Below are 24,176 nucleotides of genomic sequence, written 5' to 3'. Positions count from 1 at the left end.
CATGCCCACCGCGAAAGCCGCAGCCATCGCCGCGCGGCTGGCGCACGCCATCCGCCAGCTGGTCCGCTTCGGCCTGCGCCAGGCGGCCAGTTGTGCCTTCGCCGCGGCCCTGCTCGCCGGGGTGGGCCTGTCCGGAGTGCTTCCCGAACTGCCGGTGGCACGGTACGACCTGTTGTTCGGATACGGGGTCCTGCTCAGCCTGTGCTTCTACCTGATCGGCTGGGAGCGCGGCCGGGACCTCGCGGTGATCGCCGGCTGCCACCTGCTGGGCCTGGTCTTCGAGTACGTGAAGGTGGCCCTCGGCTCCTGGTCGTACCCCGAGCCGGCGCTGCTGAAGTTCGGTGGCGTTCCCCTCTACGGGGGGTTCCTCTACGCGGCGGTCGGCAGCTACATATGCGCCGTGTGGCGACTGCTCAGGATCGACCTGAGCGGATACCGCCCGGCGGCGACCGCGGCGGTGGCCGGCGCACTGTACGTGAACTTCATCAGCCACCACTGGCTGCCGGATCTGCGCTGGCCGCTCGCCGTCCTGCTGGTCGTGGCCACCGCGTCCGCCCGGGTGCACTACACCGTGGGCAAGCACGCCTACTGGATGCCGATGCCGGTGAGCTTCGTCCTGATCGGCTTCTTCCTCTGGGTCGCGGAGAACATCGCCACCTACGCCGGCGCCTGGCGCTACCCGTACCAGCTCGACGGCTGGCAGCCGGTGTCGATGCAGAAGTTCGGCGCCTGGGCGCTGCTGGTCAGCGTCCTGTGCGTACTGGGAGCCGCCGCGCAGCACCGCACCGGTCCCCGGGCCGACAGGGCTTCTTGAGCCCGGCCGGCCCGGCGACGGTCAGATGTACATGTTCTTCTTCTCGTACGAGGGTCCGTAGTAGCGCTCCAGCTCTTCCAAGGACTCGTGCGTGCGCTCCAGGCTCTTCGAGATCCTCGCCCTGGAGGGGGCCGCCTCGGGGTTCCAGGTCGCCGGCTTCCACAGGGCGGATCGTACGAAGGCCCGGGAGCAGTGGAAGTAGACCTGCTCGACCTCCACGAGGAGGGCGAGCGTGGGGCGGTGGCCCTTGACCGTCAGGTCGTCGAAGAAGGGCGCCTCGCGGAGCAGCCGCGCCCGGCCGTTGACGCGGAGGGTGTCGCCGCGGCCCGGGATCAGGAAGAGCAGGCCGACGTGGGGGTTGGTGAGGACGTTGCGGTAGCTGTCCGCACGGCGGTTGCCGGGGCGATCGGGGATCACGAGGGTGGTGTCGTCGAGGACCTTGGCGAAGCCGGGCGGGTCGCCCTTGGGCGAGACGTCGCAGGTGCCGTCGGCGGCGGAGGTGGAGATCAGGCAGAGCGGGGACGCCGCGAGCCACTGCTTGTGGTGGTCGTGGAGGGTCTGCCGTTCTTTGCCGACGGCCGCGGGGGTGGGTTCGCCGAGAAGCGCGCGCAGCTCCTCCTCGGTGGTGATCTCCTCGAACGCCTCTGTGCCCATTGCCTGCCCCCGTCTGCTCGCGCACGGCCGGCCGGCCGCCTCGCCGCGACTATGCCACGGCAGTCGGGGCAGCAGTCGCTGCGTGGAGAGTGATGTCGATCATGAGGATCGGCCGATACGCGTCCCTACGCCCGGGGTGACGGCGCGGGTTCCCGGCGGTGCTCCAGCCAGGTGCGGCTCAGGTCGTCCCAGATCGCCAGATACCGGCCGAAGACCGCGTCAAGCCGATCGAACGTGAGCCCATCGGGCGTGCGGGTGGAGGGCGCCCGGCAGGCACCGCCCTGGGGCCCCTCGTTGTCAGACCCTTGGGCGAGGATCATTCCCATGGAGAACTTCCCCGCCGATGAGGCGCTGTTTGTCATGTCCGGCCGCGAGGACTACGAGGCTGCCCTAGGCCGCCTGCGCGAGGGTTCGGCCGCGTACTACGGCGACGGTGACAGCCCGATGGACGACGCCGCCTACGACCGGCTGCGGCTCGCCGTGCTGGCCTGGGAGCGGATACACCCGGCCGAGGTCGCACCGGATTCCCCGACGATGCTCGTCGGGGACGGTGCCGCGCCGGCGGGCGACATCGCGCACACCACGCGGCTGCTCAGCCTGGACAACGTCTTCGACCCGGCGGGCCTCCTCGCCTGGGGGGCCTCGCTCCAGCGCCGCCTGGGCCGTGAACCCACCGGCGGGTTCACCGTCGAGCCGAAGATGGACGGCGCCGCCGTCGCCGCCCGCTACCGCGCGGGGCGGCTGGAGCAGGTCATCACCCGCGGCGACGGCACCCACGGCGAGGACGTCAGCCACGTCATCGGCACCCTTGAAGGGCTGCCCGGGCAACTCCCCGTACCGGCCACGTTCGAGGTGCGTGGTGAAGTCCTGTTCACCCAGCAGCAGTTCGAGACCGCGAACGAGGTCCGCACCGCGCACGGCGCGCAGGTGTTCGCCAACCCGCGCAACGCGGCGGCCGGCACCCTGCGCGCGAAGGACCGTCCATACCGGCTCGCGATGACGTTCTGGGCCTACGGCGCGGTCGAGCTCGACGGAGTCGCCTTCCTGCCCTCCACAGCCGCGCACGCCGAGGTCCTGGCCGCCGTCGCCCAGGCCGGTGTGCAGACCACGGCCGGCACACCGGCCGGCCTGCACGTGGTCGCCACCCTTGCCGAGGCACAGCACAAGGTCGACGCGATCGCCGCGATGCGCCCCGCCCTGCCGTTCGGCATCGACGGGGTCGTCATCAAGACGAACGACGCGGCCGAGCGGGCCGCGGCCGGATTCGGCACCAGGTTCCCGCACTGGGCGATCGCCTACAAACTCCCCGCCGTCGAGCGGCAGACCGTACTCAAGGACGTGGTCTGGGACGTGGGCAGAACGGGAGTGCTCGCCCCGACGGCCCTCCTCGAACCGGTCGACATCGACGGGTCCACGGTCACCCGGGCGACCCTCCACAACCCGGCCGACATCCGCCGCCGCGACCTCCACCTCGGGGACACCGTGACCGTCTACAAGGCGGGCGACATCATCCCCCGAGTCCAGGCCGCCGTCATCGGCCTGCGCCCGGCCGGTGCGCAGGAGGTGCCGCTGCCCACGGCATGCCCCAACTGCGGTGGAGAGATCAACAAGGACCAGGAGCGGTGGCGCTGCGCGAAGGGAACGGCCTGCGCGCTGCCCGCACTGATCGACTACGCCGCCGGACGCGACATGCTCGACATCGACGGCCTGGGCAGGACGTACGTCAACGCCCTGATCGCCTCCGGTGACGTCACGGACGTCGCGGACCTGTTCACCCTCACCGGGGACCAGCTCACCGCCGCGTCCGGCAGCGCGAAGCGCGGAGCGAAGCTGGCCGAACAGATCACGGCAGCCAGATCCCGCCCGCTCAGCCGCGTCTTCTGCGCTCTCGGCGTGCTCGGTACCGGGCGCAGCATGTCCCGCCGTATCGCCGCCCACTTCGGCACGATGGACGCCATCCGACGGGCCGACGCCACGGCGATGCAGGAAGTCGACGGCATCGGCGGGGAGAAGGCCCCGGTCATCGTCGAACAGGTCGCCGCACTGGCCCAGGTGATCGACAAACTGGCGGCTGCCGGGGTCAACATGACCGAACCACAGGAGCCGAAGGCGGCCGGCGACGGCCCGCTGGCGAACGCCACCGTCGTCGTCACCGGGAAGATGAGCGGCGCGCTGGAGAACCTGGGCCGCTCGGAGATGAACAACCTGATCGAGAAGGCCGGCGGCAAGGCGGGCAGCAGCGTCAACTCCAAGACCACGTACCTGGTCTGCGCGCCCTCGCCGAGCGGCAAGCCGAGTTCCAAGGCCCTCAAGGCCGCGGAGCTGGGCGTCACCGTCCTCACGCCGGAGGCCTTTGCCGACTATGTCGGCGACTACCTGGGCTGACCCGGGGTCTGGTGGAACGCCGGTCCGTTACCCGGCTCTTCCCTTGTCGGCCCGGCGTGCGTAGTTTCGCCGCTGCCGGGCGGGGCCGCCCGGATGTGTCGACACGGGGGAGTGCCATGAGAGGCATGAGCAGAATACGCAGCACACGGGGTCGCCTCGCGGCGGTCGCCGCGGCCTTTCTGGTCGCGGTCATGGGTGTGCCGGTCACACCGGCCGCCGCGCACGACAGTCACGAACCCCTCCTCGCAGCCATGCGGGCCGAGGCGGGGACCGCCGTCGGCGGCGACGGTATCCCCGGAGTGATTGCACGCACCTACAAGGACGGCGTGTCCTGGACCGGTACCGGAGCCACGGACGCGGGAACGCCCGTACGCAATCCGGACAACCCCTTCCGGGCCGCCTCGATCACCAAGATCTTCACCGCGACGACCGTGCTCCAGCTCGTCGCCGAGGGCCGGGTCCGCCTCGACGACGACGTGTTCGGCCTGCTGGGCCCCGTCCTGAAGACCAACCCCGTCGCGGGCTGCAACCCGGGCACCGGGCAGTGCTTCAACCCGCCGCCCGGCAGCCCGCCCATCACCGTACGGAACCTGCTCCAGCACTCCAGCGGCGTCTTCAACTACCTTGGTGACCTGGGGGTGCTGGCCAGCGCCGCCAGCAGCTTCCCCAACCTGCCCGACTATCCCGCCCAGCAACTCGTCGACGAAGGCGCCTCCCACGGACCGCAGTTCGCGCCGGGTGCCGGGATGCACTACAGCAACACCAACTACATCCTGCTCGGCATGGTCATCGAGCGGGTGACCGGAAATCCGTGGGCCGACGAGGTGACCCGCCGTGTCATCCATCCCCTCGGCCTCACCCGCACTGTGCTCCCCGGATCCAAGCCCACCCTGCCGACGCCCCACGACCAGTTCTTCACCAACTACCTGCGACCACGCGGGGTGTTCGGGCACCTGTCCCGACCCGCCGCCGACTGGAACCCCTCCATCGGTGGTGCGGCCGGAGCCATCGTGTCCACCAGCGGCGACCTGATGACCTTCATCCGCGCCCTGCTCGGCGGCCGGCTCCTGCCCCCGGCGCAGCTCGCGCAGATGATGACCGACCTCAACCCCGCCGTGACCGGCGCGCCCGGGCCCCAAATCCCCGGCGTTCCCTGCGACCCCGCCCGGTCCTGGCCCGAGTGCATCGTCAACCCGGCCATCAGCACGGTGAGTTCGGGCGACAAGGCCACATCCGGCTACTGGTACGCGAGCCGCCCCTGGAAGGCCGTCCAGTCCGACTACGGACTCGGCCTCACCCGTCGCACGATCACCTGCGCGGACGGGTCCACCGTCGTGCTGTACGGGCACAACGGCGGCGGGTTCGGCTCGCTCAGCTACCTCTACTCCACGGCGGACGGCAGCCACGCCATCGTGCTCAACATGAACGGCGACTGGCCGCTCTGGGAGCTGTACAGCCTGAGCGGCCTACTGGCGGCCGAATTCTGCTCCGCCTGACGCGGCAACTCATTGCGGCGTGGAGGTGGAGGCCGGCGAGGTAGCTGTCCGGGGTTTTGCCGTAGCGGGTGGCGATGCCTCGCCAGGCTTTGAGTTTGTTGATCAGTCGTTCGACGGTGTTCCGTTGAGCATGGGTGAGTTGCCTGCGCGTCACGACCACAGTCCTGCCGGATTCCACCCCGCGAACAGAACGGAACTTCGGAATGGATCACGACATCACACAGGCCCTAGTCGGCGTTGTAGCGGATCACTGTACGGGCCAGCCAGGCGCGGGCGGGTGCCAGTTCAGCCGCGATCGACTGCGCCCGGGAGGGGCCGCAGAGCACCCGGGCCGGCTGTGGGTCGGCCGAGGCCAGACAGCGGCGGCGCAGGTGGGTCGGTGGGTGGGTGTCGTCGATGCTGTGCCCGCGCCGGGCCGAAACACGGCGCAGTCGCTCGTACTCGCTCTCGGGTATGGAGTCGATCCGTGCGGCCAGGCGCTCCCATAGTGCCTGCTCGGCGGCTTCACGCGATGCGCGGTCGTGGGCCTGGGGCGCCGATATCGACTCGCGTTGCAGGTGGGCCTCTACCGCGTCGCCGATCAACAGCCGGTCTAGCAGCCTGATGGCCGCCTCGGTCGAGCCGACTCGGGCCGCGCCCGCGTCGGCCCGGTACTCGGCCCGCTGCGAAGCCCGCATCGTCAGGCCGTCGAGCAGGACGATCAGCCCGTAGACCAACCAGCGCGGCAGGAACGCCAGGGCGTTCAGGCACAGGTGCACAAGGCTCACCATGGGCTGCGGGCGCAGGATGGCGTACCAGTGGGCCAGCGACCGCAGCGCTCCGTGCGTCACGAAGGAGGAGCGGACGTCGCCATTGGCGAAATGCCCGAGCTCGTGGCCCAGCAGGGCCACGCGTTCCTGGGGCGAGAGGACCTCCCACAGCCCGGCGCCCAGGCACATCACCCGCCGGTTGCGGATCCCGTAGGTGCGTACCCAGGCGTTGTGCGCGGTGTCGAGCACCACCGCGTGCACCCCGGTCGTACCCACGGCCGCCCCTACTTCGTCGATCAGCTCGAAGAGCCGCGGCGCGTCGGCCCGGTAGAGCACCGGCGCGTGCCGGGGCAACTGGCGCGGCCGGGGCACAAGCGCCGCCATGATCGCCAGGAGGACGACGCCGAAGAGGGGCAAGATGCGGGTGTGCCACCCGCCGATGATCAGCGCCCCCGCAGCCAGCAGCAGGCCCCCGGTGACCGAGTGCACCAGCAGGGAGACGCCGAAAGCCAGGACGGTCGACCTGTCCGGCCCGACCTGGTCGGCCGCATGCCCATTCCGCCCGATCTCCTCCGCGAGCTGCTGCCCGTAGCGCATGGCCAGGCGCCGGCGGAACACCGCAAGGCGGCCCCGGTCCGGTTCCGGTGGGGCCGGATCCACGTTCCAATCGCAGGCCGCGCACCAACTCACGAACCGTGCTTGCACGGAGACGGTGGCCCCGCACTCCGGACACTGCCGCACCTGCGATGCGGCCACCTTGTCGACCGTTTGCATGCCTGTTGATCCCCTCCCCGCCGTGGACCAGTCTTGATCCCCGGTCCGCGCAGGATAGGGGCGGTCAGCCCGGGATCCGCGGCCGCCCCGGACTGGACCTATTTGTCCAGAAACATGCGCGTTGTCATCCCGCGGGGTGAATGAGCACGACTTCTAGGGCCTGTGTGATGTCGTGATCAATTCCGAAGTTACGACAAAACCCCGGACAGCTACCTCGCCGGCCTCCACCTCCGCGCCGCAAATGATCTGGATCGACGACCTCCTCAAACCCGCCGACTGATCACAACCTCACACAGGCCCTAGCGTAGGACCCATGTACAAGGCACAGGAGTTTGAGGCGCACCGGCCCCGGTTGTTCTCGTTGGCGTACCGGATGCTGGGGTCGGCGACGGAGGCGGAGGACGCCGTACAGGACGCCTACCTGCGGTGGCACGGGGCCGAGGCGGGCCAGGTCGTAGCGCCGGGGCCGTGGCTGGCGAAGGTGCTCACCAACCTGTGTCTGAACCGGCTGACCTCGGCGCGGGCCCAGCGCGAGGAGTACATCGGCCCGTGGCTGCCGGAGCCCGTACGGACCGACGGCGGCGCACTCGGGCCCATGGAGACGGCGGAGCAGCGGGAGGCGGTGTCGCTGGCGGTACTGGTGATGATGGAGCGGTTGACGCCGCCGGAGCGGGCCGCGGTGGTGCTTCGCGACGCCTTCGACTACAGCCATCGGGAGATCGCGGGCGTGCTCGACTGCTCGGAGGCGAACGCGCGGCAGCTCTACCGCAGGGCCAAGCAGCACCTGGCGGACGGCCGGCCGAGGTTCGCCTCCTCGCAGCAGCTGAGCGGGGAACTGCTGTCCCGGTTCCTGGAGGCGGCGGCGCAGGGGGCGATGGAGCAGTTGGAGGCGCTGCTCGCCGACCAGGTGGTCGCGTGGTCGGACGGCGGGGGCAAGGTGAGCGCGGCGCGCCGGCCGGTCGTCGGCCGGGAGATGGTGGCCCGGTTCCTGGCGGGTCTGTTCGCCCGGTGGGTGAACGGGGTGCGCCTCGAGATCGTGGAGGTGAACGGCGCTCCGGTGGTGCTCGGCTGGGAGGGCGGCGAGCTGACCTCGTTCGGTGCGCTGGAGGCCGGCGAGGGAGGGGTCACCGGTGTCCGGATCATTCGGAACCCGGACAAACTGGCCTTCCTTGAAAAACAGCTCCCGGGGTTGTCACAGCACGCATGAGTCGTCGGTTCTTCATGGGTGACGGCAACACGAGAAGGGCTGTGACTGATGAAGAACGACGCGATCATGGTGACCGGTGCGACAGGTGTGCTCGGCCGCCAGGTGCTGGAGCGGGCGCGCCGCACCGGGCTGCCGGTGCGGGCCCTCACCCGCAAGGCCACGCTGCCGGACGACCCGGGAGTGGACTGGTTCACCGGTGACCTGGCAGCCGGAACCGGGCTGGACGAGGCGTTCACCGGCGTCGGCACGGTCATCCACTGCGCGACCGACATCCGGCACTTCAAGAACGACATCCCGGCCTTCAAGCACTTGCTGGAGGCCGCGAGGCGCGCCGGGGTCGGGCACATCGTCAACGTCTCTATCGTCGGCATCGACCGCATCCCGTACCCCTACTACCAGATCAAGCTGGAGGGCGAGCGCCTGTTGGAGGCCTCGGGCATCGGCTGGACCAACCTGCGGGCCACCCAGTTTCCCGAGCTGCTGAACATGGCTTTCGGGGTCCTGTCGAAGCTGCCGGTGGTCATCGTGCCGACCGGCACCGTCTGCCAGCCCGTGAACCAGGGCGACGTAGCGGACCGGCTGATCGAGTTGGCCCTGGGGGAGCCGGGCGAGGGGGCGCCCCCGGCCGGAGGCTGGGGCAGGGTGCCGGACCTCGCAGGGCCCACGGTGTACTCGGCCGACCAGTTGGCGAAGGACTGGCTGCGAGCAGCGGGCAAGCGCCGTCGCGTCCTGCCGGTCTTCATTCCGGGGAAGATCGGTGCGGGCTTCCGTTCTGGCGCCCTGACCGCGCCCGACCGGGCGGTGGGCAAGCGGACCTGGGAGGAGTACCTGGCCGAGAACGTCGCCCACTGATCGGTCGGTCTGATCGGTCGGTCTGATCGGTCCGTCTGATCGGTCCGTCTGGTCGGGGTCCGTGCTGAAACGATCGTCCTCGGCCGGGGCTGCTCTACCGTTGATGGGATGCGGAACCTCGTCACCGGCCTCGCCGCGTTCACCGCCGCGCTGCTCGTCGCTCCGGCCCCAGTCCCAGCCGCCGCCCCCGCCCCGTCGCGCGCCGCCGCTGCGGCGCCCTGCACCGCGCGGTCCGGGAGCGACGCCACCGAGACGCGTGAGGACAGTTCGGTCGACGAGGGCGAGATCCGGTGGACCGCGAGCACCAAGTACAAGGCCGAGTACCAGCACGCGAACCGGGTGTGGTCGTACTCCGGCGCGAAGATCAAGATCGCGCCGGATTCCGCCACGACCGTCAACGACCTGAACTACGAGGACTTCTCCGACCCGAAGAACACGGCTGCCGGGGTCTGGTCGCGCCATCCCGGCGTCGCGGCCACGGACCTGATCCGTTTCAACAAGGCGCGGATGGACACCTACGACCCGGCCACCCGGCGAATGGTCGCGGCCCACGAACTCGGGCACGCGCTCGGGCTGTGCCACAAGTCCGGCAGCGGCAAGAGCGCCGTGGAATCCGTGATGTGGCCCGAGGTCGTCCAGTACCCCGACGTGCCGACCGACGTCGACAGGGCCAACTACCGTAAGCTGTGGGGCTGATCGTGAGAGTGAAGGTATGGATCGGCGGGTGCCTCGCCGCCGGCGCCCTCGCCGCAGGCGCGGCGTGGTTCACCGTTGCCGCCCAGGGGCCCCGGACACACGCCGTGTGCGGCCCGGACCTCGGCCGGGACGAAGTCGTCGCGGCGAAGTCCAAGGGCGTGGCCGTCGTAGAGGCCGTCGCGAACACCCGCTATCGGGAGGAGGGCGGGAGCGCCTACCTCACGACCCGGGTGAGGACCCTCGACGCCCTGAAGGGCGAGTTCGCAGACGCCCTGTACGTCACGCAGGGCGTGAAGAACGGTGGCGCCCCCGGCCGGTACGCCACGGAGGACCCGGACCGCTACGCCGTCCTGGAACCCGGCCGCCAGTACGTCATCGCGGTCCAGTCCGGATCTACGACGGGCACCGCGGGCACCGAGGCGTGGGCCTGGTACGCCGAGCCGGCCCAGCGTGGCCCCGCCGGCGAGCGGGAGCACTGGAAGCAGGCATTGGCCACGGGGCCCGAGGACCCCGTGACCGGCGGCTGTGAGGACGTGAGCGCGGGCTCGGCGGGCTCAGTGGGCTCAGCGGGCTCAGTGGGCGAACAGCGGTGACACGGCAGCCTCCGAGCTGCTGTTCCAGTACGTCACGCGGGCCTTGTCGTCCACGTACACACCGCCCTGCGGCATCTGCAGCAGCACGCCCTCGCCCGTGTTGTTGTCGGGGCGCTGGCCGTGCGGCGCGAGCGCCATGTTCTTCACGAAGGTGCTGACCTCCTTGTTGCTCTGGCGCAGGAGCAGACCCGCGTACGCCTCCTTGCCCGGGGCGAGGGTGACCTCCTGCTGCGGCTTGGAGCTCGCGAACACCCCCACGAGCCGGCCGTTGCCGTCCTTGAGCCGGAGCACCGGGTGGCTCTTCAACGTGCAGGGCTGGTCGCCGACGTTCTTGACGGTCAGCAGGAGCTTCGAGTCGTCCTTGGCGGGCGGCACGGCCCACTCCACCGTGACACGGGTGTTCTCGTCGGGGCAGTTGCCGTCGATGCCCGTGGGGTCGCCCTCGGCCTCGCCCGGACGGCCCGGCTGGGAGGACGACGCGGAGGGCTTGGGGGAGGACGGCGCGGACGCGGAGGGCGAGGCGGCAGGCGGTGCGGACGGGGAGGCGGAGGACTTCGGCGGCGGGGTCGCGCCGGCCTTGTCGTCGCTCGGCCCGCAGGCCGCGGTGGCCAGGAGCGCGGCTGCGGCGAGGCCGAGGGCGCCGAGCGTCCGGGCGTGGGTGGTCTGGCGGAAGGTGCGCATCGTGAGCCCCCGTGGCTGCTGACGTACTGGGATCGGTCTCGTCAGAATGCCCGCTCCGGCCGCTGATTCACGTACGCGCGAAGACCGTTACAGCTCGCTCATGCGGTGGTCACGGTTCCGTCGTCACCGGTCACCGGTCACCGGCCGGCCGCGTCCCGGGAGTGCCCCGGGAGTGCCCCGGGAGTGCCCCGAGGGCCGGACGTCCTCATGGCCCTCGGCGTCGACCTCCTCGGCGGGGCACGCCGCCGTCGAGTGCGGCAGCCTGCCCTCCAGGAGGAAGCGCTCAATGTACTGGTTCGCGCAGTCGGAGCGGGCGAACCCGATCCTGGAGACGCCGAGGAACTCGGGCCGCAGGGCGTCGAGCTGCTGCTGGAACGCCTTCGGGTCGCCGCCGAAGCCCCGGTCGGGGTAGTCGGCGCAGCTCACGGCAGCCCAGGCCGCGGCCTCGTTGTCGGCCTCGGGCTCGGCGGATTCGAGCAGCCCCGAGGGGTTCCCGGTCGCGTACCAGAGCCCCGAGCCCACGGGCCAAGTCGGGCCACTGCACGGGTGCGTACAGGTTGTTCACGAGCGCGAGCGCCAGGTCCCGTCCGCCGAACTTCGCACCGCCCTTCGCGTCGAGCGGCTTCTCGTCGAGCTCCGCGATGAGCGCCTCGGTCCGCTCGTTCGCCTCAGCCTCTCCTGCGGGGTCGGAGGCATCGGCGCCAGGATCCACCGATGGCCGCCGCAGGGCCCGGCGCCATGCCGGACGGGTTCGGACGGTGCCCGGATGGGGGAGGCGGCAGGCGGGGTGGGGCCGGTCCGGTCGCCTACTGCGGCTTCGTGGCGATCTGGATCAGGTTGCCGCAGGTGTCGTCGAAGACGGCGGTGGTGACGGGGCCCATGGCGAGCGGATCCTGGGTGAAGCGCACGCCGAGGCCGCGCAGGCGCTCGTACTCCTCGTTCACGTCGTCGACGGCGAACTGGGCGAGCGGAATGCCGTCCTCGACGAGCGTGTCGCGGTAGGTCTTGGCGGCCGGGTGGCCGAGGGGCTCCAGGAGGAGCTCGGTGCCGCCGGGCTCGTCGGGCGAGACGACGGTCAGCCACCGGTCCGTCTCTCCCACCGGGACGTCGTGCTTCTTCACGAAGCCGAGGATCTCGGTGTAGAAGTGCAGGGCCTTGGCCTGGTCGTCGACGAAGACGCTGGTCAGGTGGATCCTCATGGGGCGCTCTCTTCCGGTTCGGACGGGGCGGACGGGTCGGACGGGTCGGACAGGGCGGATGGGGCGGACGGCTCTGGGACGGGCCACCGCTCGGCTATCTGCCGCAGCGGGGCCGTGTTCAGGTCGTGGAACTTGCAGCGGCCCTCCCGCCTGGTCTCGACGAGTCCGGCGGCCTCCAGCACGGCGAGGTGCTGGGAGATCCCCTGGCGCGAGAGGCCGAGCTGATGCTTCATGCTCAGCCGCGCGCAGATCTCGAACAGCGTCTGCCCGGACTTCTCCGCGAGCTCGTCGAGGATGGTGCGGCGAGTCGGGTCGGCCAGGGCTTTGAAGAGGTCGTCGGCCACGCCCACAGGATAGGCAAGTGCCCACTTGCCTATCAAGTCGCAGGGTTGGCCGGACCCCCCGGGCGCCCGGTCCCGCCCCGGGCGGGGCGCGGGTACGTACGGGACTGCTTGACGCTGCCGTACGCGAAGCTCGACTCGATCGAGGCGATGCCGGGGATGGCGTGGATCCGGTGGCGGACCAGGGCCTCGTACGCCGCCAGGTCCTCGATCACCACGCGCAGCAGGTAGTCGCTGCTCCCGGCCATCAGGTAGCAGTCCTGGATGTGCTCGATGACCGCGACGTGCTCCTCGAAGAGCGCGACCGCCTCCGGCGTGTGGCGCTCCAGGCGGATGCGGACGAAGACCGTGACCGGGAGCCCGAAGGCGACCTGGTCGACCATGGCCGTGTAGCCGCGGATGAGACCCGCCTCCTCCAGGCGCCGGACCCGGCGCAGGCAGGGCGAAGGGGAGAGCCGGACCCGGTCGGCCAGGTCCTGGTTGCTCAGGCGCCCATCGGCCTGCAATTCCCTGATGATCTGCAGATCGACTGCGTCCACGGCCACTCCTCGGTGGATCCCGGGGGATCCTTGGCAGATTCTGCCCCAAACGTATGTCCGAGAGGCAGAACTGGCAATCGGCTGCCCCGGCCGAAGCCCTAGCGTTGCCAGGGACGGACCAGACCGGTCCGGACCCATACGGCTGGAGCAATATCCGTGGTCGCGACGAACACCACCGGGGCGACCGCGCCTCCCCATGCGGCGGCCCCGCCGGCCGGAAACCCCGGCCGGTTCGGCCTCTCGCCGCAGACCGAGGGCGTACTGGCACTGCTCGTGACCGTGTCGATCTGGGCCGCCTTCGCGCTCAGCGCCCGGGCCCTCAGCGCCTCCACCCTGCTGCCCGCCGACGCCGCCCTGCTGCGCTTCGGCGTCCCGCTCGTCGTCCTGCTCCCCGCGCTGTGGCGCAGGCGCCACCGCATCGCGGCCGTCCGGCCGGGCCCCGCCGTAAAGATCATCTGTGGTGCCGGGGTGCCGTTCTTCCTGGCGGCCATGCACGGCGGCTCCCTGACCTCGGCGGCCTTCGTCGGCTCGATCGTGCCCGGGATGGTCCCGCTGTTCGTCTCCGCGCTGATGGCCGCCCGCGGGCACAGCGCACCGCGCGGCACCCAGGCCGCCGGGCTCGCCCTGATCGCGGTCGGCGTGGCCGCCCTCGTCTGGCGCTACGTCGTCCCGGTCGACGCGGACGTCCTGGAGGGGGCCGGCACGCTCCTGGTGGCCAGCGGACTGTGGGCCCTGTACACGGTGGGCCTGCGGGACGTGGACCTCGACCCCGTCGGATCGATCGGCCTGTTGTGCCTGCCCTCCTTCGCGGTCATCGGGCTCCTGGTCCTGACCGGGGTGCTCCCGACGGGCATCGCGCACGCCGCGGGCAGCGACATCGCCCTGTTCCTCGTCGTGCAGGGTCTCGGAGTCGGGCTGTGCGCCGGTCTGCTGTACGCCGTCGCCATCCGCAGGCTCGGCGCCGAGCGCAGCTCCGTCGGCGGCAGCCTCAGCCCCGTGGCCGTCGTCCTGCTGGCCATCCCCCTGCTCGGCGAGACGCCCACCTTCGCCGTGCTGATCGGCGTTCCCCTCATCACCGTCGGCGTCGTCCTCGCCAACCGCCGCCCCCGACCCAAGGTTCCCGCACATGCTTGAGCTCCTCCCGCCGCCGCCCACCGACCCGCTGTGGGACCTGACCGCGGAGTTCGCCGCCGACGAGCGGCCCGAGCGCCTCGGCCTCGTACTCGGCGTCTACCGCGACCACACCGGCCGTACGCCCGTCATGGCCGCCGTACGCGAGGCCGAGACGCGCCTGGCGGACCGCGCCGAGTCCAAGGAGTACCGGGGACTCTCCGGCAACACCGGCTTCAACCGCGCGATGCAGACGATGGTCCTGGGGCCCGAGGCGCCGGCCGACCGGGCCGTGACCGTACAGACCGTCGCGGGCTCCGGCGCGCTGCGGCTGCTGGCCGACCTGATCTTCCGGACGCGCCCCGGCACCACGGTGTGGATCAGCGACCCGGCGTACGTCAACCACCGGCCCATCCTGGAGGCCGCCGGGCTGAAGGTGCGCACCTACGGCTGGCGCGACGCCGAGGGCGACTTCGACGCCGAGGGAGTGCTGCGGGAGCTGGCCGCGGTCCGGCGCAACGACGTCGTCCTGCTCCAGGGATGCTGCCACAACCCGACGGGAGCCGACCCGACGATGGACGCGTGGGAGGCGATGGCCGAACTGGCCGCCCGCGACGGCTGGGTCCCGTTCGTCGACCTCGCCTACCACGGGCTCGGCGACGGGCTGGAGGCCGACCTGCTGGCCACCCGCATCCTGGCCGCGCGCGTGCCCGAGATGCTGATAGCCGTCAGCTGCTCCAAGAACTTCGGCCTCTATGCCGACCGCACCGGCTGCGCCATCGTCCTCGGCACGTCCGGCCGGGCGCTGAGGAACGCGGAGACCGCCCTGCAGAACGCCGCCCGTACGCTCTACTCGATGCCGCCGGAGCACGGCGCCGCCGTCGTGACGACGATCCTGGAGGACCACGGGCTCCGGGCTGCATGGCGGGCCGAGCTGGAGGTCATGCGGGGCCGGATCGTCGCCAACCGGACCGACCTGACGAGCCACCTGGGCGCCCTGGGGCACGAACCGCAAGCCCAGGCGCTCGCACGGCAGAAGGGCATGTTCTCGATGCTGCCGCTCACGGCGCAGGGCATGCTCCAGCTGCGCCAGCGGTTCGCCGTCTACGGCACCACCGCGGGCCGGATCAACATCGCGGGGATCCCCGGGCACCGGATCCCGCAGCTCGCGCAGGCCGTCGCCGCGGTCCTGGACACGGCGCGGGTGGGAGTCAGCAGGTGACCGTCAGGGTGAAGGAAGCGTCCACGGGCGTGCCCTGGAGGTCGTAGGTCTGGACCCCCATGTCGCCGACCACACCGTTGCTGACGGTGTAGAGGCGGGGCGTCTGGAAGAAGGTGGCGTTGCGCGAACAGAAGTGGATGCCGTGGTTGAACGTGATCCCGTACAGACCCACGCCGTAGCGCCAGACCCGGACCACGTCAGGCGGGGGCGGGACCATGGTGGTGCCGTCCGCGTTCACGTAGATGTTCTCCGACGCGGTACCCGTCGGCCCCTGGGGTCCGGTGGCTCCGGGCGGGCCTACGGCTCCCTCGGGTCCCTCGGGTCCTCGCGCGCCGGCCGGGCCCTGGGATCCCGGGGGACCTTGGGGGCCTTCCTTGTTCCAGTCGAGCGGAGTCTCGAAGAGGTGGCACTTGTTGTCGAGTTCGGTGAGGACCCGCACGGTCCCCGTGTACTTGTTGGCGCAGGCGTGGATGACGGTGCCGTCGTCCGCCATCGCCATGGGGGTCGCGGCGTGGGCGGAACTCGTGGAGCCGATCAGGCCGATCATGGCGCCGGCGAAGTAGGCGGCGGACCGTGACCGGGAGGACCTCGGGGGGCTGGGGTGACGCGAGATTGCGCGCATGTGTTCCCATCTAGCTTTTCAGTTCGACTTGGGGGCAAGTCAGTGTCATCGGCGAGGTGACGGCATCTCGGCAATTGCTCCACCCGTGGGCGTCGACGCGGCATCAGCAGTGCGCGCGCCGAACTGCGCCGATCCCAGGATCGGGATATCAAGGAGCGTGAAGGCGAGCGCGAGGCCCTGCGGTCGCCGCCCCACGGCTGAGGAGTACGTCTCGTGGAGTTCGAGGTCAATGGCGCCCGGCGCGCGGTGGACGTGGAGGACGACCCGGCCGCCGTGGAGGTGGTGCGCGACCGGCTGGGCCTGACCGGCACCAAGCTGGTCTGCTCGGGCGGGGTGTGCGGGGCCTGCACGATCCAGGTCGACGGCGAGCCCAGGGTGTCCTGCCTGACGCCGGCGGTCCTGCTCGCCGGCCGACGGGTGACGACGGTCGAGGGCCTGTCCGGCCACCCCGTGACGCGTGCCTTCGCCGGCGAGGACGCCCTCCAGTGCGGCTACTGCACCCCCGGATTCGTGGTCGAGGCGGCGGCGTTCCACGAGCGGTGGAGGGCCGCCCACGGCCGGACCAGGCCGGGACGGGAGCAGATCGCGGACGCGCTGGCCGGCCACCTGTGCCGCTGCGGGGCGTACGAGGGGATCTACAACGCGGTGGCCGCCGCCTGCGCGGGCGACTACGACACGGCGCCGACCGGCGCCGAGGTACCGCCGGTACCGCGCGCCGAAGCCCCGGCGAAGATCGACGGATCGGCCCGATACACCACGGACCTGCGCCCCGAGGGGCTGCTGGAGGGGGTGATCATCCGCTCCCCGCACGCGCACGCCCACGTCCGCTCACTGGAGGCCGGAGACCTCCCCCTCGTCCCGCTGCTGCCTCCCGACGGCGTGGTGCGGTACGTCGGACAGCCCGTGGCAGCGGTCGCCGCGCCGGACCGGGCCTCCGCGCGGGCGGCCGCGGCACGGGTCAAGGTGGACTACGAAGTGCTGCCCGCAGCCCTCGACGTGAGCCGGTCCCGGGCGGGCGAGGGCCCGCTCGTCTACGAGGACAAGGCGGCGCGCAAACGGGCGCCGGGATCCGGCGAGGCCCCCCAACTGGTGCCCGCCCGCTGGCGCGGCAACCGGCGCGGCCCGTCCGCCATGAGCAAGCGCCCCGCCACCGCCGTACGCCGTATCACCGAGGCCCGCGGCCGCAGCCCCGAACGGGTGGTGGAGGGCGTGTACACCACCGCCGCGCAGACCCACACCCCCCTCGAACCGCACGCCTGCCTGGCCCAGTGGATCGACGGCGCCCTCCACCTGGAGGTGTCCACCCAGTCCGTGAAGCAGACGGCCGAACTCGCCGCCCAGCGCTTCGGCGTGCCCGTCGAACAGGTGGTGGCGCGAGCCGTCCACGTGGGCGGCGGCTTCGGCTGCAAGATGGGACTGACCTCAGACGTCGTCGCCGCGGTCGAGCTGGCCCGGCTGCACGGCGCCCCGGTGCGCGTGGTGCTGGACCGGGACGAGGAGCTCACCGACGGCGGATACCGGCCCGGGACCCGGATCCAACTGGCCATGGTCGCGGACGAGGCCGGCGACCTGAGCGCGCTGGCCATGGACGCGGACAGCGACGGCGGGGTCTCGATCGGCGGCACCGTGGCGGCACTGGCCCGCTTCATGTACGGCAAGGCCCCGCGTCGGCTCCGCGACTTCGACACCGTCACCCACCGGCCCGCGGGCGCCCCGTTCCGCGGCCCGGGCGGACCCACGATGTGCTGGGCCCTGGAGCAGGCCGTCGACGAGATGGCCCACAAGCTCGGCCAGGACCCGATCGCCCTGCGCCGCCGCTGGGACGGCAACACCAAACGCCACGCCCTGTACGACCGGGCCGCCACCCTGCCCCTCTGGTCCGGCACCCGCGGCGGCACCGGGCGGTTCCGCCGCGGCGTCGGCGTCGCGGCGGCCAACTGGCTGTACTTCGTCGACCCCGTCACCGAGGTCGAGCTCACCGTCGAGGACGGCGTCGTCGTCGCCCGCTGCGCCGTGCAGGACATGGGTACGGGCTCGCGCACCGTGCTGCGCCGGGCCGTCGCCCAGGGGCTCGGCGTACCGGAGGGCAGGGTCCGCGCCGAAGTCGGCCACAGCGACGCCGTCCACGGCCCCACCTCCGGCGGCAGCCGCACCACCCCCTCCCTCGTGCCCGCCGCCGCGGACGCCGTCGCCCGGCTCCGCGACGCCCTCGGCGGCGGCAGCGACATCGCCGCCCGGCTGGACACGGCGCACGGCGTACGGGTGACCGGCCGGCGGCCCCGCGACCACCGCGGCTACGTGACCCCCTTGAACTTGACCCTGGGCGGTGTCGCCATCGGCCGCGGCTTCACCGGATCGGTACAGGTCGCCGAGGTCGAGGTGGACACGCGGCTCGGCCGGATCCGCCCGCTGCGCGTGTGGAGCGGCATCGCCGCCGGCCGCATCCACGAGGAGCGGCTCGCCCGCAGCCAGTGCGAGGGCGCCGTCATCCAGGGCATCGGCTACGCGCTGTTCGAGGAGCGGCGCGTCGACCCGGCCACCGGCCGGGTGCTGACCGACAACCTTGAGGACTACCGCATCCCGGGCATCGGCGACACCCCCGAGATCACCGTCCACTTCCATCAGGAGGGCTTCGAACACGTCCCCGGCGGCGGCGTCGGCCTCGGCGAGATCGCCACCCTGCCCACCGCGGCGTGCCTGGCCAACGCGGTCCACGATGCGACCGGCTGGCGCCCGTACGACATGCCCATCCGCCCCGACCGGCTCCTGGAAGGACTGGGTACGTGAGCACCGAGCCCGCCCTCACCGACCTCTCGGCCGCCGTCCTGGCCCGCGGCGGGGAACTGCGCGCCGGCGGCACGGACACCACCGCCCGCCAGCGCAGCGGCGTATCCCCGGGGCCGTTCACCGACCTCGACGGCGCCGACAGCCTGCGCGGCTGTACACCGCTGCCCGGCGGCGGTCTGCGCGTCGGCGCCCTGACCACGCTCGCCACGCTGGCCGCCGATCCGCGGGTGCGTGCCGGCTGGCCGGCCCTGGCGGCGGCGGCCGGTAGCGCGGCGACCCCGCAGATCCGCGCCGCGGGCACGCTCGGCGGCAACCTGCTGCAACGCAACCGCTGCTGGTACTACCGCAATCCGCATGTCAGCTGCTTCCAGAAGGGCGGCTCCGGCTGCCCCGCGCGCGAGGGCGACCACCACTTCGGCGTGGTCAGCGGCGACGGCCCGTGCGTCACCCCGCACCCGTCCACCCTCGCGATGGCCCTGCTCACCTACGACGCCGAGGCCGAGGTCCACGGCGAATCCCCGCGCACCGTCGCCGACTTGTACGGGGACGGCGACCGGCTCCACCGCGCCGACCACCTGCTGGCGCCGGACCGCATCCTCACCGCGGTCCGGCTGCCCGCGCCGCTGCCCGGCGAACGCGCCGCCTGCCACCGGGCCATCAGCCGGGCCCACGCCGAATGGCCCCTGGTCGAGGCCGCCGCCCGGCTCGCGCTGGACGGCGCCACCGTCACGCACGCCGCCGTCGCGGCGGGCGGGGTGGCTCGGGTCCCGCTACGGCTGCCCGAGGTCGAGGCCGCCCTGATCGGCCGCGAAGCCACCCCCGCGACCCTCGCGGCCGCGGCCGCGACGGTACTCGCCCGCTGCCGCCCCCTGCCGCAGACGGCCTACAAGGCCACCCTGTTCCGCGACACGGTCCTGGAAGCCCTGGAACAAGCCGCCGCCCCGCCCGCGGCGGGCTGATTCCCGTCTCGATCGGTCCGGCCTGACGCGCTTGCCGTATCAGCTGGACCGGTCGGGGGAGGGGTGGCCGACGCTGTCCGTATAGAAGCGACCCTGCTCGCACAGGGCGTCGATCTCGAGGTTGTCCTCCTCGCTCAGCTGCTCATCCAGCGCGACGCTGATGACGTGCCGGGCGCGGGCCAACCGCCGACAGACATCCCAGTCGGCGATGAACGTGCCGACGGTGGACTCGTCGGCGGTTCCGGACGCCTGACGGGATCCGAGTCGGTCGAGGGAGACCACGAACTCGTTCAGATCCTGCAGCACTGCGACGACCTCGTCCAGGGGCATGCGGATCTCTCGGGTGGCCATGTCCATCGGTCTGTTCAACTCCAGAACTGGTGTCAACGCGAGTCGGGATCCTATGCGATCCCGCTCAGGTCGATGCGATGTCCGCGTTCGCACGTCCTCCACGAAACGCGTGCTCGGCGCGACGGGCGGCCCGGCCAGGGACCTGCTCAGCGGCACTAATTGCGTTGCCGGTCATGCGGGCACGAAGAAGAATGCCGCCCCATGGGACATATGGAAGCCGCACATCTGGAGTACTGCCTGCCGGACGGGCGGGTGTTGCTCGGGGACGTGTCGTTCCGCGTGGGCGAAGGCGCGGTCGTAGCGCTCGTCGGGGCGAACGGCGCGGGCAAGACGACGCTGTTGCGGCTGATCTCCGGGGAGCTGAAGCCCCACGGGGGTACGGTCACCACCGGAGGCGGCCTCGGCGTGATGCCGCAATTCGTCGGTTCCGTACGGGACGAACGGACCGTACGGGACCTGCTGGTCTCCGTGGCGCAGCCCAGGATCCGGGCCGCCGCCGAGGCCGTCGACGCCGCCGAGCACCTGATCATGACGGTCGACGACGAAGCCGCCCAGATGAAGTACGCCCAGGCGCTCAGCGACTGGGCGGAGGCACGCGGCTACGAGGCCGAAACCGTCTGGGACATGTGCACCAGCGCCGCGCTCGGCATGCCGTACGAGAAGTGCCAGTGGCGGGAGGTGCGCACCCTGTCCGGCGGCGAACAGAAGCGGCTGGTGCTCGAAGCACTGCTGCGGGGGCCGGACGAAGTGCTGTTGCTCGACGAGCCCGACAACTACCTCGACGTGCCCGGGAAGCGATGGCTGGAGGAGCAGCTGGCCGAGACCCGCAAGACCGTGCTGTTCGTCTCGCACGACCGCGAACTGCTCTCCCGTGCCGCCCAGAAGATCGTGGCCGTAGAGCCGGGCCCGGCCGGGTCCGACGTGTGGGTGCACGGCGGCGGCTTCGCCACCTTCCACGAGGCCCGGCGCGAGCGGTTCGCCCGCTTCGAGGAGCTGAAGCGGCGTTGGGACGAGAAGCACGCCCAACTGAAGCGGCTCGTCCTGGACATGCAGCAGTACGCCGCCCGCAGCGACGTCATGGCCTCGCGCTACCAGGCGGCGCAGACCCGGCTCAGGAAGTTCGAGGAGGCGGGCCCGCCCCCCGAGCCGCCGAGGGAGCAGGAGATCCGGATGCGGCTGCGCGGCGGCCGCACGGGCGTCCGGGCGGCGACCTGCCAGGACCTGGAGCTGACGGGTCTGATGAAGCCGTTCGACCTGGAGGTCTTCTTCGGCGAGCGGGTCGCGGTCCTGGGCTCCAACGGCTCCGGCAAATCCCACTTCCTGCGCCTGCTCGCGGGGGAGGACGTCCGCCACACCGGCCGGTGGAAGCTCGGCGCACGCGTCGTGCCGGGCCACTTCGCCCAGACCCACGCCCACCCCGAGCTCCTGGGGCGCACCCTGGTCGACATCCTGTGGACCGAGCACGCCAAGGACCGCGGCGGGGCCATGTCCGTACTGCGGCGCTACGAACTGGAGCGCCAGGGCGACCAGCCCTTCGAGAAGCTCTCCGGCGGCCAGCAGGCCCGCTTCCAGATCCTGCTCCTGGAACTGGCCGGCACGACCATGCTGCTGCTCGACGAGCCGACCGACAACCTCGACCTGGAGTCGGCGGAGGCACTTCAGGAGGGCCTGGAGGCGTACGAGGGCACCGTCCTCGCCGTCACCCACGACCGGTGGTTCGCCAGGTCCTTCGACCGGTTCCTCGTATTCGGGTCCGACGGCGTCGTACGGGAGGCCCCGGAGCCCGTGTGGGACGAAGCCCGGGTGGACCGGGTCCGCTGACAGGGACTGGCGCCCCCGTCAGGGAGGCGGGGGCCCGCCTGCTGCGTCGTCGCGCAGCGGAACGAAGGCGATGCATTCGACGTCGATCTGATCGGCGACCTCGGCCAGCGCTCCGGCCAGGACCTCCACCGTCCCGGGGTCGAGATCCGTCTCTCCGGCATCCGTCGTCCGCAACCACCTCGCCGCGATGTGCCGCAGCAGATCCGAGACCTCGTCGGCGGGGATCAGCAGATGACCGTCGAGGACCAGGGGTATCGACACGCGCATCAGGACGTCTCCGCCGCCGGCGTGGCGTTCTCGTCGACCGTCCCCTGCCTCACGATGACCACAGGGCACGGCGCGTACAGGGCGCACTGCTGGCTGACCGAGCCCAGCAGGAGACTGGCGAAGCCTCCCCGGCCCCTGCTCCCCACCACCAGCACCTCGGCGCCGACCGAGGCCTTCGTCAGCACGTCGGCCGCGTTCCCCCGCACCACGTGCTGGACCAGCGGCACCTCACCGACCTGGAGGAACACGGTGGTGATCTCGTCGGTCAGGTCCTGCCTGGCCTGCTTCTCGTCGAAACCGGTATCGATGGTCGGCGCGGACCAGCCGTCCGCCGCAGGCACGTCGTAGGCCGCGACGGCGTCCACCGTCCCTCCGATGAACCGTGCGTGGCGCACCGCCCACCGCAGCGCTTCGTGTGAAGCCGGTGAGCCGTCGACGCCCACGACCACGCGTGGAATCACCTCGCTGCCGTTCATGACCGGGTCCTTCCTGCTACTGGTCGCATACCCGGGCAAAAGGTCACTACGCGCCGAGGTCGCAGGCATCTGCCGAGGGGTGAAATGCTGAAGCCCATGCTCATGCCCATGGACGACGCGGAGAATCGAATGCTGGGCCGGGAGCTGCTCGCGGCGGCGGCGGCCGAAGTGGCCGGGTGGCCGTCCACGAGCAAGTCCCGGGCCCGTCAGGTGACCTGGGTGGCGGGGGAGTACGGCCGGGCCCTGGAGCGGCCGGAGCACCCGCTGGGCGAGGACGCGACGGCGGCGGACCTCTTCGCCCGCGAGCACGTCGAGGCGTACCTGGAACTCGCCGGGGCGGGGGCGCTGCGCCTGCGAGCCGCCCGCGATCCGAAGAAGGACTCGGGCCACAGCGCGAAGATCCGGCTGGAGGTCCTGCACCTGCTGGTGAAGGCGCTCGGGATCATGGACGCGGCCGACCTGCCGCCGCAGCCCGATCCGCAGGACAAGGAACCCGTCGCCGAGCGGCCGCGCGCACTGCTGCGGGAACAGCTCCGCCTGCTCGCCGACGCCCCGGGCGCCGGCGCGGGCCGGATCCGCATGCTCGCGATCGGCGCGACCGTCTGCGACACCGGAGTCCGGGCCGGAGAGCAGTGCGCCTGCACGGTGGGGGACCTCTCGCCCACGATCGAGGAGCTGCGGGTCGTACGCCGTCCCCAGGGTGCCGGCGAGCCGGAGGCCCGTACGGAACTGCTGGCCCTGTCGGACCTGTCCCGGGACGCGGTACGCCGCTGGCTGCCCGAGCGGCGGGCACTCATGGCACGCGTCGGCGGCACCGCCACCGCGCTGTGGGTGTCCCTGCACGGCAACCACCGCGACGGGCAGCGGGTACCCGCCGGTACGCCGCTTCAGCCGAGGGGCCTCGCGCGTGCCTGGACCCGGGCGGTGGCCGAGACCAACGAGGCGATGGCCGGGGAGCCGGGTTGGGAGCCTCTGCCGGCGCGCATGGAACGACTTCGGCGCGGGGTGGTCCCTGAGGCGACCGGGGCCCCGATGCAACCGGACGCCGATAAGGCCGCAGCGCTCTTGGACCTCGTCGCCACCCGGGCGGCGGCGCTGTCGACGCTACGGATCACCCAGGCGGGCACCGCGGCGGAACGGGCCGCGCGCGTCGGGCTCCGCCGGGCGGTGCGCGACGCGTGGGCGGAGGGTGTCGAGCACGGGGTGCAGCTGGCCGTCCTGGCCGAGGCGGGCCTTAGCGACAACGCCTCGCTCGCGGCCGCCGGATGGGAACCGGCGCTGCTGGCGGCCGTCGACCGGCAGCAGGGCTGGGGCCGCGCGCCGAAGTGAGCGTCGTGCCCCTAACAGGCCCTCGCGCGTTCGCACCCTCAGCTCCTCCGTCGCGCCCCGCGCTCCTGCGGCGGGCCGGCACGTCCGGCCGGCTCAAGGCCCGGGGGGTGAGCGTTCAACCGTTTCCCGCGCAGCGGGTGACCGGCCCGCTCCGCGGCCCGCGACGGTGGGGGGGGGGGGGCCGTTGGTCGGGGCCGGGAGGGAGGGGGGGGGGGAGAGAGGGGATGGAACAAAGGGGTAGGGTTATGGGTT

At 71.8% G+C, this 24,176-nt stretch carries 24 protein-coding genes and 1 pseudogene; 13 read left to right on the top strand and 12 right to left on the bottom strand.

Annotated features, from left to right (window positions below; all coding sequences use genetic code 11):
• The first annotated feature begins 1 nt into the window (after position 1).
• Positions 2-814 (top strand): DUF817 domain-containing protein, encoded by an 813-nt coding sequence (locus tag ACZ7GJ_RS28945; RefSeq protein WP_470755851.1) that lies wholly within the window; start codon positions 2-4, stop codon positions 812-814.
• 21 nt (positions 815-835) lie between these two features.
• On the opposite strand, the gene ACZ7GJ_RS28940 is transcribed toward ACZ7GJ_RS28945, so the two are convergent.
• Complete coding sequence (locus ACZ7GJ_RS28940; protein ID WP_470755850.1) at positions 836-1,468, bottom strand: pyridoxamine 5'-phosphate oxidase family protein; 633 nt, start codon at positions 1,466-1,468, stop codon at positions 836-838.
• Positions 1,469-1,792: 324 nt separating this feature from the next.
• Between ACZ7GJ_RS28940 and ligA the strand changes: the two genes are divergently transcribed.
• Complete coding sequence (gene ligA, locus ACZ7GJ_RS28935) at positions 1,793-3,853, top strand: NAD-dependent DNA ligase LigA (protein ID WP_470755849.1); 2,061 nt, start codon at positions 1,793-1,795, stop codon at positions 3,851-3,853.
• 125 nt (positions 3,854-3,978) lie between these two features.
• A complete protein-coding gene (locus ACZ7GJ_RS28930) occupies positions 3,979-5,349 on the top strand; it encodes a serine hydrolase domain-containing protein (RefSeq protein WP_470755848.1) in 1,371 nt (456 codons plus the stop codon).
• Here ACZ7GJ_RS28930 and ACZ7GJ_RS28925 read toward each other — a convergent pair.
• Together ACZ7GJ_RS28925 and ACZ7GJ_RS28920 are read right to left on the bottom strand one after the other, a co-directional pair.
• Positions 5,270-5,476, bottom strand: a pseudogene (locus ACZ7GJ_RS28925) (hypothetical protein); the annotation flags it as partial. The gene ACZ7GJ_RS28930 and the pseudogene ACZ7GJ_RS28925 sit on opposite strands and share 80 nt — an antisense overlap.
• A gap of 100 nt (positions 5,477-5,576) precedes the next feature.
• Positions 5,577-6,758: a M48 family metallopeptidase gene (locus tag ACZ7GJ_RS28920; protein ID WP_470755847.1), complete on the bottom strand. Its 1,182-nt coding sequence runs from the start codon at positions 6,756-6,758 to the stop codon at positions 5,577-5,579.
• Positions 6,759-7,185: 427 nt separating this feature from the next.
• Between ACZ7GJ_RS28920 and ACZ7GJ_RS28915 the strand changes: the two genes are divergently transcribed.
• The 4 genes from ACZ7GJ_RS28915 (at position 7,186) to ACZ7GJ_RS28900 (ending at position 10,220) form a co-directional block, all read left to right on the top strand.
• Positions 7,186-8,079: an RNA polymerase sigma-70 factor gene (locus tag ACZ7GJ_RS28915; protein ID WP_470755846.1), complete on the top strand. Its 894-nt coding sequence runs from the start codon at positions 7,186-7,188 to the stop codon at positions 8,077-8,079.
• A 48-nt stretch (positions 8,080-8,127) separates the two neighbouring features.
• Complete coding sequence (locus ACZ7GJ_RS28910) at positions 8,128-8,931, top strand: SDR family oxidoreductase (protein ID WP_470755845.1); 804 nt, start codon at positions 8,128-8,130, stop codon at positions 8,929-8,931.
• A gap of 108 nt (positions 8,932-9,039) precedes the next feature.
• Positions 9,040-9,627, top strand: coding sequence for a matrixin family metalloprotease (locus ACZ7GJ_RS28905; protein ID WP_470755844.1), 588 nt, complete (start codon positions 9,040-9,042; stop codon positions 9,625-9,627).
• Between the two features lie 2 nt (positions 9,628-9,629).
• Complete coding sequence (locus ACZ7GJ_RS28900) at positions 9,630-10,220, top strand: hypothetical protein (RefSeq protein ID WP_470755843.1); 591 nt, start codon at positions 9,630-9,632, stop codon at positions 10,218-10,220.
• Here ACZ7GJ_RS28900 and ACZ7GJ_RS28895 read toward each other — a convergent pair.
• From ACZ7GJ_RS28895 to ACZ7GJ_RS28875, 5 genes are all read right to left on the bottom strand, one after another.
• Positions 10,200-10,901: a DUF4232 domain-containing protein gene (locus ACZ7GJ_RS28895; protein WP_470755842.1), complete on the bottom strand. Its 702-nt coding sequence runs from the start codon at positions 10,899-10,901 to the stop codon at positions 10,200-10,202. The genes ACZ7GJ_RS28900 and ACZ7GJ_RS28895 overlap by 21 nt on opposite strands.
• A gap of 123 nt (positions 10,902-11,024) precedes the next feature.
• Positions 11,025-11,423: a hypothetical protein gene (locus tag ACZ7GJ_RS28890; protein WP_470755841.1), complete on the bottom strand. Its 399-nt coding sequence runs from the start codon at positions 11,421-11,423 to the stop codon at positions 11,025-11,027.
• 284 nt (positions 11,424-11,707) lie between these two features.
• Complete coding sequence (locus ACZ7GJ_RS28885; protein WP_470755840.1) at positions 11,708-12,100, bottom strand: VOC family protein; 393 nt, start codon at positions 12,098-12,100, stop codon at positions 11,708-11,710.
• Positions 12,097-12,444, bottom strand: coding sequence for an ArsR/SmtB family transcription factor (locus ACZ7GJ_RS28880; RefSeq protein WP_470755839.1), 348 nt, complete (start codon positions 12,442-12,444; stop codon positions 12,097-12,099). The genes ACZ7GJ_RS28885 and ACZ7GJ_RS28880 overlap by 4 nt, the downstream gene beginning before the upstream one ends.
• A gap of 32 nt (positions 12,445-12,476) precedes the next feature.
• A complete protein-coding gene (locus tag ACZ7GJ_RS28875; protein WP_470755838.1) occupies positions 12,477-12,980 on the bottom strand; it encodes an Lrp/AsnC family transcriptional regulator in 504 nt (167 codons plus the stop codon).
• A gap of 156 nt (positions 12,981-13,136) precedes the next feature.
• Here ACZ7GJ_RS28875 and ACZ7GJ_RS28870 point away from each other — a divergent pair, with 156 nt between their 5' ends.
• Both ACZ7GJ_RS28870 and ACZ7GJ_RS28865 read left to right on the top strand, forming a co-directional pair.
• Entirely contained in the window at positions 13,137-14,114 is a 978-nt protein-coding gene (locus ACZ7GJ_RS28870; protein WP_470755837.1) for a DMT family transporter, read from the top strand.
• Positions 14,107-15,312 (top strand): amino acid aminotransferase, encoded by a 1,206-nt coding sequence (locus tag ACZ7GJ_RS28865; protein WP_470755836.1) that lies wholly within the window; start codon positions 14,107-14,109, stop codon positions 15,310-15,312. Before ACZ7GJ_RS28870 ends, ACZ7GJ_RS28865 begins: the two co-directional genes overlap by 8 nt.
• On the opposite strand, the gene ACZ7GJ_RS28860 is transcribed toward ACZ7GJ_RS28865, so the two are convergent.
• Positions 15,302-15,934 (bottom strand): hypothetical protein, encoded by a 633-nt coding sequence (locus ACZ7GJ_RS28860; RefSeq protein ID WP_470755835.1) that lies wholly within the window; start codon positions 15,932-15,934, stop codon positions 15,302-15,304. The two genes, ACZ7GJ_RS28865 and ACZ7GJ_RS28860, sit on opposite strands and share 11 nt — an antisense overlap.
• Positions 15,935-16,147: 213 nt before the next feature.
• On the opposite strand from ACZ7GJ_RS28860, the gene ACZ7GJ_RS28855 reads away from it, so the two are divergent.
• A complete protein-coding gene (locus ACZ7GJ_RS28855; RefSeq protein WP_470755834.1) occupies positions 16,148-18,721 on the top strand; it encodes a molybdopterin-dependent oxidoreductase in 2,574 nt (857 codons plus the stop codon).
• Positions 18,718-19,680, top strand: a complete 963-nt coding sequence (locus ACZ7GJ_RS28850) for an FAD binding domain-containing protein (RefSeq protein ID WP_470755833.1) — start codon at positions 18,718-18,720, stop codon at positions 19,678-19,680. Before ACZ7GJ_RS28855 ends, ACZ7GJ_RS28850 begins: the two co-directional genes overlap by 4 nt.
• Before the next feature lie 39 nt (positions 19,681-19,719).
• On the opposite strand, the gene ACZ7GJ_RS28845 is transcribed toward ACZ7GJ_RS28850, so the two are convergent.
• A complete protein-coding gene (locus tag ACZ7GJ_RS28845) occupies positions 19,720-20,037 on the bottom strand; it encodes a hypothetical protein (protein WP_470755832.1) in 318 nt (105 codons plus the stop codon).
• 195 nt (positions 20,038-20,232) lie between these two features.
• Here ACZ7GJ_RS28845 and ACZ7GJ_RS28840 point away from each other — a divergent pair, with 195 nt between their 5' ends.
• A complete protein-coding gene (locus ACZ7GJ_RS28840) occupies positions 20,233-21,852 on the top strand; it encodes an ATP-binding cassette domain-containing protein (protein ID WP_470755831.1) in 1,620 nt (539 codons plus the stop codon).
• Positions 21,853-21,870: 18 nt separating this feature from the next.
• On the opposite strand, the gene ACZ7GJ_RS28835 is transcribed toward ACZ7GJ_RS28840, so the two are convergent.
• Positions 21,871-22,119, bottom strand: coding sequence for a DUF6213 family protein (locus ACZ7GJ_RS28835; RefSeq protein WP_470755830.1), 249 nt, complete (start codon positions 22,117-22,119; stop codon positions 21,871-21,873).
• A complete protein-coding gene (locus ACZ7GJ_RS28830; RefSeq protein ID WP_470755829.1) occupies positions 22,119-22,595 on the bottom strand; it encodes a universal stress protein in 477 nt (158 codons plus the stop codon). The genes ACZ7GJ_RS28835 and ACZ7GJ_RS28830 overlap by 1 nt, the downstream gene beginning before the upstream one ends.
• 96 nt (positions 22,596-22,691) lie before the next feature.
• Here ACZ7GJ_RS28830 and ACZ7GJ_RS28825 point away from each other — a divergent pair, with 96 nt between their 5' ends.
• A complete protein-coding gene (locus ACZ7GJ_RS28825) occupies positions 22,692-23,924 on the top strand; it encodes a hypothetical protein (protein WP_470755828.1) in 1,233 nt (410 codons plus the stop codon).
• Positions 23,925-24,176 lie beyond the last annotated feature (252 nt).

The organism is Streptomyces sp. NPDC037242, assembly GCF_055604165.1.
Note: the sequence above shows the minus strand (reverse complement) of the source record. Positions and strands in the feature narration are given on the sequence as shown.